Origin of the sequence: Noviherbaspirillum sp. (assembly GCF_035627455.1) — a bacterium.
Classification (GTDB): Bacteria; Pseudomonadota; Gammaproteobacteria; order Burkholderiales; family Burkholderiaceae_D; genus Noviherbaspirillum.
The window spans coordinates 46,589-53,196 of record NZ_DASPLS010000022.1; the positions used below are offsets into that span (position 1 = coordinate 46,589).

Here is a 6,608-nt window from a genome sequence, read left to right on the forward strand (position 1 = left end):
GCGAGAATTGCCCGGAGGAAGGCATGCTCCTTGCGAGAGAGTCGGCCCCGGGCAGTCGCGCATTGCCACCGTGTTCCCTCCACCTTGCAATCGGAAGGAGCGCGAACCGATGCGCCGTGCTCGCAATCCGCCCCATCGCGTCCCATGGCCATCGAAAAAAGCATCGTCCGCCGCTATCTCGTGCTGTCGCTCCTTGCGTCGGTGGTGCCGGTCGTCTGGATCGGCCTGCTGTACGACCGCTTCGCCGAATCCGCTTTCCAGGAAGTGATCGACGAAAAGCTGGCCGCCCACCTGACCGCGACCGCCAGCCGCATCGCCGGCTTCGTCGAGGCGCGCCGCTACCAGGCGGAGACGCTGGCGAATTTTCCCGGGATCGCCGCCTTCGCTTCCGAGCAGCGCGCGCCGAACGAGCAGGTCAGCGCACTGCTGCAGGTGGAATCGGACCTGCCCGACCTGTTCGGCATCCTGTTCTTTTCCGCGGACGACAGCCTGCAGAAGGTGATCCCCGGGCAGGCCGCCTCCGGCCCGCCCTACTGGGGCGAGACGACGCTGGAGGCCGCGGGCCTGCCGCAGACACGGGTGGGCGATATCGAGCTGGTCGGGCCGGCGCCGCCCGTCGACGGCCATTCCGGCTGGCTGCTGGTGCGCTATCCGCTGCGCGAAACCGCGAACGACGCCGGCGCTGCGCGCCACGTCGCGCTGCATGTGCGGCTGGCGTCGCTGACCGAACTGATGGGCGCCGACCCCGCGGCGGGTGCGCTGGAGCCGGTGCTGAAGACGCCCGCCGGCTATTTCAACCGCGTCGGCCACCTGGTGAACCCGAGCGGCAAACTGGTGTCCGGACCGGAGATCTTTCCCGGCTGGCGGCCGATGCTGCAGGTGGAGCCCTCGCAGCTGCTCGAGCCTTTCGAGCGCGCGCGGCGCGCGCTGTTCATCGCGGTGCTGGTCGGCGCGGTGCTGCTGGTGATCCTGTTCTACCGCATGTCGCTGCGGCTGCGCCAGCGCGTCGGCCAGCTGCTCGCCGGTGCCTATGCGATATCCTCAGGCCGGCTGGAGTACCGCATCGCCGACCACGGCGAGGACGAGATCGCCACCGTCTCGCGCGCCTTCGACGCGATGGCGCTGCGCCTCGAGCAGCACCTCGCGCGCATCGTGCGCATGGAGAAGCTGGCGGTGCTCGGCGAATTCGCCACCTCCATCGCGCATGAAGTGCGCAACCCGCTGGCGGCGGTGAAAACCACGGTGCAGGCGCTGTCGCGGCGCGAGGCGGATGCGCGCCGGCTGCAGCTGCTGTCCGACGTGGAGGGCGAGATCGACCGGCTGGCGCGCGTGGTCAGCCAACTGCTCGACTTCGGCCGGCCGCGTCCGCCGGATCCGCAGGAAGTCGTCGTGCGCGACGCATTCCGCCGCGTCGCGCTGCTGCTGGAGCCGGACGCCGCCGCGCGCGGCGTGGCGCTGTCGGTGCAGGGCGACAGCGACCTGCGGTTCTGCGCCGATCCGGACCATGTGGTGCAGATTCTGCTGAACCTCGGCATCAATGCGCTGCAGGCGTCGGACGAGGATGGCGCGGTAGTGCTGCGCGCCTCGCGCGAAGGCAGCATGGCGGTGCTGGAAGTGAGCGACCGTGGGCACGGCATTCCGGCCGACGTGCTGCCGCGCGTGACCGACCCGTTCTACACCACGAGGAGCAAGGGCATCGGCCTGGGCCTGAGCATTTCGCGCCAGCTGGCGGAGATCAACGGTGGGCGGCTCGACATCCGAAGCGTGCCGGGCAGCGGCACCGCGGTGCGTATCTTCTTCCCGATCATGAAGGACAACGATGGCAAGCATCCTGATCATTGACGACGAATCGAACCTGGTGCGTTCGCTCAGCTTCGCGCTGGAAGACGAGGGGCATGCGGTGCGCGGCGCGGGCACCGGCGGCGACGGCCTGCGGGCGGCGGCGGAATTCGCGCCGGACCTGATCCTGCTCGACCTGAAGCTGCCCGACATGTCCGGCCTGGAGGTGCTGGAGGCGCTGAAAGCGCAGAAATGCGACGCGCAGGTGATCATGATTTCCGCGCACGGCGACACGCGCGCGGCGGTCAAGGCGGTCAAGCTGGGCGCGGCCGACTACATCACCAAGCCGTTCGACCTCGACGACCTGTCGATGACCATCCGCAGCACGCTCGACCGCCGCCACATGGCAATCGAGCTGGAATTCCATCGCGGCGCGTCGCTGCGCAACGCCGGCCTGATTGGCGACAGCCCGGCGATGCGCGAACTGGCGGCAACCATCGACCGGGTCGCGGCCAGCGCCGCGACCCGCATCCTGGTGCTGGGCGAATCCGGCACCGGCAAGGCATTGGTTGCTCGCGCGATCCATGCCGCCAGCCCGCGCGCCTGCGGCCCCTTCATCGAAATCAATTGCGCGTCGCTGCCGGAGCAGCTGATCGAGGCGGAATTGTTCGGCGCGGAGAAGGGCGCCTACACCGGCGCGCACCAGCGCCGCGTCGGACTGGTGGCGCTGGCCGACAAGGGCACGCTGTTCCTCGACGAGATCGGCGAGCTGCCGCTGCCGTTGCAGGCAAAGCTGCTGCATTTCCTGGAGAACGGCCAGTACCGCGCGATCGGCTCCGGCCGCAGCCAGACCGCCGACGTGCGGGTGGTCGCCGCCACCAACCGCGACCTTGCCGCCGCGGTGCGCGACGGCGCGTTCCGGGAGGACCTGTATTTCCGCCTCAACGTCATCCAGCTCGACATCCCGCCGCTGCGCGAGCGCCCGGCCGACGTGCCGGTACTGATTGCGCATTTTTCGCAGGCGTTCGGGCGCGGCGAAGGCAGCGCGCCGATGCGGCTCTCGCCGGATGCGCAGGCGGCGCTGCTGCGCTACCGCTGGCCGGGCAACGTGCGCGAACTGAAGAACCTGATCGAGCGGCTCACCATCCTGCATCCCGGCATGGAAGTGCCGGCGGACGCATTGCCGGCGGAAATCCTGCAGGCGAACGGGGAGAGCGCAGCGGCCGCGCCGGCAGCAATGCCGGGTGCGGCGTCCAGCATTGGCGATGCATTGGCATCCACGGAGCGGGAGATGATGATGGCCGCGCTGCGCGATGCAGGCGGCCACAAGGGGCATGCGGCCGAGCGGCTCGGCATTTCGCGGCACGCGTTCAAGCGGCGGCTGCAGCGGCTCGGGATAGGCTGAAGGGCAGGAAGGGCCGCGTCACGGCCCCGGGTTTTTCGTCCTGAGCCGGTAGCTACGAAGCGCAACGGCCAGGCAGTGCCACTCCCATTCCTCCCGGTAGAGCGCGCAGCTCAGTTCCACATACTGGTACTTCCAGCCCTGCTCGCAGCATTCCGGGCAGTCGAGATCGGAAATGGCGCGCGCCATCCGCTCGGCATAGCGTTCCAGGTCTTCCTGCGTGATTTCCGGCTTTTCCATGATCGGCGCGTCCCCCAGTCGGTACAGGCGGTAAGACATTCCGCCCGCCGGTAGATTCCATGCGGCCGCGCTTCCGCCGCCGCATGGATCCAAGGGGAAATTGTTGCGCCGCAGGGGGGGCGCAGCGGATTATTTCAGGCTGTTGTCGGACAACAGGTACAGCGCCGGCCGTGCATCGCTTTGCCAGCCGCGGTGCGTGATCGCGATCTGGCCGGCCGGGCCGGGAACAAGGTTGACCAGCGCGCTGAGGTCTTGCGCGAGCGCCGCCGGCAGCGGCAGACTGCCGAGCGTCGTCATCGCTGCCGTGTCGTGAATCGAGATCGACTTGTCGGACGTCCACATGTAGGGCGGCAGGCAGGCGGTCTTTGCGCCTGGCGCCAGCGCTTCGCAGGTCGCGGCGACGCTCAGGTACTGTCCCTTCTGCGTCAGGTCGGCGGCATCGAACACCGCGCCTTTCAGGTAGACCATGCCGCCGCGCACCGTCATCTTCGCGCCGCCGAAGCCGCGCGACGCCGACACCACTTTCTGCTCCGTCAGCCCGTCCGGCGCGACCGCGATGCGGCGCAGGCCGAATTCGGTCGTCTCGTTGTTGTAGCCGTACAGCGCGGAGCCATCCTCGCTGAAGACGATGAGGTTGCTGCCGGTATGGTCCTGCGTGCGCTTTTGCGCGAAGCCGGCGCCGGTGTAGAGCGCCACGCCGCGGTGGCGCGGCGACACTGCCTTGCTGTACAGCGATACCGCGAACACATTCGAATTGGCTGGCGAGACTGCGATGCTTTCTGCGAAATAGGTGCCGTAGAACGCATCGCTGCCCAGGCTGACGCGTGCGGCGACCGCGAGCGAGGGCAGCGACAGCTTGACCACTTCGCCCGCGCCTTGCAGCGCGACGTACAGGAATTTCCCGTCCGGAGACAGCGCGAGGCGGCCGGGTTCCGAACCGATCGCGGCGGAATAGGCGACCGCGCCAGTGGCGGGATCGATGGTGGCGATCGCATTGCCGTTGCCGGTCACGGTGGACGGCAGCGATGCGTAGTAGCGGTTGCGGCCGGCGTCGTACACCAGGTCGTTGTGCGGCAGCTCGATCCTCTGCACGGTCGGCGTCGACGGGCTTTCCGGCTGCGCCGGCGTGGTGGTGGGCGTGGTGGTCGGGGTCGTGCCCGGCGTGGTGGAGGGCTGCTGCGCGCCGACATTCTGCATGCGCGCGATGGTCCAGGTGTGCGGGCCGTACACCACCGCGCCGCTCAGGCTTTCCTCCTGCCGCACCATCTTCAGCGGCCCGAGGCCGGGCGCGAGATGGACCTCTTCCCGCAGCACGAAGCCGTCGGTGTCGCCGGCCTTCGAGCGGGTGACGGAGAAGCGGTAGGTATTGGTGAAGCGGGCCGCGTTGGTGGTCGCCAGCGGCACCGTCAGCGGCGCCATGCCGCGGTAGACCTGCGTGAACTCGAAGCGGAAGGCTTCATGCTTGCCGTCGCCGTCGAGATCCTGGTCCCATACCCCCTGGCGCAGCACCACGCGCGGCTCGTCTACGGCATATGCCGCATAGGCGAACTCGCGCACCTGGCCGATCTGGCGCGCCGCCTGCGGCGGCAGTTCCGGATCGGATGCGTAGTCGACATAGATGCCGTCATCGCGCGCGATCAGGCGCGAGCTGTCGGTCTGCGTGCTTTCGGTTTCGGAAAGCAGCGCCGAATAGCCGGCGTTCGATGCGGGTTTTGCGACCTGGCGCACGCCCGCGTACAGGTAACGGCCGAGTGCATCGGTAATGTCGTATTCCCATCTTGCCTGGTCCGAATCCAGCGGGAGCAGGTTCAGCGGCTTCAGGTCGACGGTAGCGCCTTTCGGCGCGGATTCGGTCGCGATCGGCGTATCGGGCGCGGCATTCGTCGGTGCATTTGACAGGGATTCCGGGGCCGGCGCGCCGCCGCCCCCGCCGCCGCAGGCGGCGAGCGCAAGGACGGTGGACAGCAGCACAAGCGCGGAGAGTGGAATGTTGTTGCGGGTAGGGCAGGACATGGACGTATTTCGGCAATGAGACGGAGTCGGGACGCGCAGCACTTGCGCCCCCCCGAGGAAGCGGGTGGTAGACAAAGTTGCGGCCCGGAAGTTTCTTTAATGCAGAAACTTCAGGTATCAGATGTTAGGGTTGCGGCATGCGTATGCGAAGCGCGGCCGCTTGTCCTGCGCGGCCAGAATGTTGACCCTGGAAGGCCAGCGGCGGTGTTACGGCAACACGATGTTCAGCAGCGCGCCGCCGGCGCTGATCGTCAGCGTGTTCCGGCCGGTGAACGCCATGCCGCTGGCCGTACACAGGTTGCCCGGCAGGCTGCCCGGCCGGATGCCGGTTTGCGCGGCCGTCCCGGCGACCGTGGTGACGGTACCGTCCGGCGTGATTCTGCAGATCGTGCACGGCATTTCCGCCATCTTATGCGCTCTCCACGGTTTTGACGATTCAGGACGGTTTGCCGGCGCAAGCGTGACGCCGCCGATTCGCGGCACGCCGCATTTCGCTCTACAATCCCGGCTGGCAATAACGACCTATGCCCCAAACAGATGAGCAACTTCCCCGCTGATATCTACACCGAACCATCCGGCTTCGACATCAACACCCTGGACAACCTCGGCCCGCTGCGCGCGATGGCCGGCGTCTGGCAAGGCACGCGCGGCCTGGACGTCAAGCCCAAGGCCGATGGCCCGCGCCAGCAGGCCTTCGTCGAGCGCATCGAACTGCAGCCGATCGACCCGGTCACCAACGGCCCGCAACTGTTCTACGGCTTGCGCTACCACACCCACATCACCAAACCGGAGCAGGTGAAGACCTACCACGAGCAGGTCGGCTACTGGCTGTGGGAGCCGGCCAGCGGCAGCGTCATCCATACGCTGGCAATCCCGCGCGGGATGATCGCGATGGCGTCGGGACGGGCGAGCGCGGATGCGAAGGAATTCGAGCTGGTCGCGCGCGAGGAATCGGAACATGCCGGCATCCGCAGCAACCCCTTCCTGCACCATGCGTTCCGCACCGTCGAGTTCCGCATCAAGGTGACGATCAACGACGACGGCAGCTGGGGCTACGACGAGGACACGGTACTGATGATCCGCGGGAAGGAAGAGCCGTTCCACCACACCGACCGCAACCTGCTGACGAAGATCGCGGAGCCGACGCCGAACCCGCTGGCGCGCGGATGACGGA

At 67.8% G+C, this 6,608-nt stretch carries 6 protein-coding genes; 3 read left to right on the forward strand and 3 right to left on the reverse strand.

All coding sequences use genetic code 11. The annotated features are described in order from the left end of the window. Positions 1-144: 144 nt before the first annotated feature. Positions 145-1,842, forward strand: coding sequence for a sensor histidine kinase (locus VEC01_RS04250; protein ID WP_324899084.1), 1,698 nt, complete (start codon positions 145-147; stop codon positions 1,840-1,842). Beyond that, positions 1,820-3,184 (forward strand): sigma-54 dependent transcriptional regulator, encoded by a 1,365-nt coding sequence (locus VEC01_RS04255; protein WP_324899086.1) that lies wholly within the window; start codon positions 1,820-1,822, stop codon positions 3,182-3,184. Before VEC01_RS04250 ends, VEC01_RS04255 begins: the two co-directional genes overlap by 23 nt. Positions 3,185-3,202: 18 nt before the next feature. Here the strand turns inward: VEC01_RS04255 and VEC01_RS04260 are convergent, their stop codons facing one another. From VEC01_RS04260 to VEC01_RS04270, 3 genes are all read right to left on the reverse strand, one after another. Then, a complete protein-coding gene (locus tag VEC01_RS04260) occupies positions 3,203-3,460 on the reverse strand; it encodes a hypothetical protein (protein WP_324899087.1) in 258 nt (85 codons plus the stop codon). A 90-nt stretch (positions 3,461-3,550) separates the two neighbouring features. After that, positions 3,551-5,434 carry a hypothetical protein gene (locus tag VEC01_RS04265; RefSeq protein ID WP_324899089.1) on the reverse strand — a complete coding sequence of 628 codons (1,884 nt, stop codon included), beginning with the start codon at positions 5,432-5,434 and terminating at the stop codon, positions 3,551-3,553. 207 nt (positions 5,435-5,641) lie between these two features. Continuing rightward, positions 5,642-5,842 carry a hypothetical protein gene (locus VEC01_RS04270; RefSeq protein ID WP_324899091.1) on the reverse strand — a complete coding sequence of 67 codons (201 nt, stop codon included), beginning with the start codon at positions 5,840-5,842 and terminating at the stop codon, positions 5,642-5,644. 129 nt (positions 5,843-5,971) lie between these two features. On the opposite strand from VEC01_RS04270, the gene VEC01_RS04275 reads away from it, so the two are divergent. After that, positions 5,972-6,604 carry an FABP family protein gene (locus VEC01_RS04275; RefSeq protein WP_324899092.1) on the forward strand — a complete coding sequence of 211 codons (633 nt, stop codon included), beginning with the start codon at positions 5,972-5,974 and terminating at the stop codon, positions 6,602-6,604. Positions 6,605-6,608: the final 4 nt, after the last annotated feature.

Excerpts from the sequence above, each read along its gene's own strand:
- VEC01_RS04270 (WP_324899091.1), bottom strand. The coding sequence starts at position 5,842 with ATGGCGGAAATGCCGTGCACGATCTGCAGAATCACGCCGGACGGTACC.
- VEC01_RS04260 (WP_324899087.1), bottom strand. The coding sequence starts at position 3,460 with ATGTCTTACCGCCTGTACCGACTGGGGGACGCGCCGATCATGGAAAAG.
- VEC01_RS04250 (WP_324899084.1), top strand. The coding sequence starts at position 145 with ATGGCCATCGAAAAAAGCATCGTCCGCCGCTATCTCGTGCTGTCGCTC.
- VEC01_RS04275 (WP_324899092.1), top strand. The coding sequence starts at position 5,972 with ATGAGCAACTTCCCCGCTGATATCTACACCGAACCATCCGGCTTCGAC.
- VEC01_RS04255 (WP_324899086.1), top strand. The coding sequence starts at position 1,820 with ATGGCAAGCATCCTGATCATTGACGACGAATCGAACCTGGTGCGTTCG.
- VEC01_RS04265 (WP_324899089.1), bottom strand. The coding sequence starts at position 5,434 with ATGTCCTGCCCTACCCGCAACAACATTCCACTCTCCGCGCTTGTGCTG.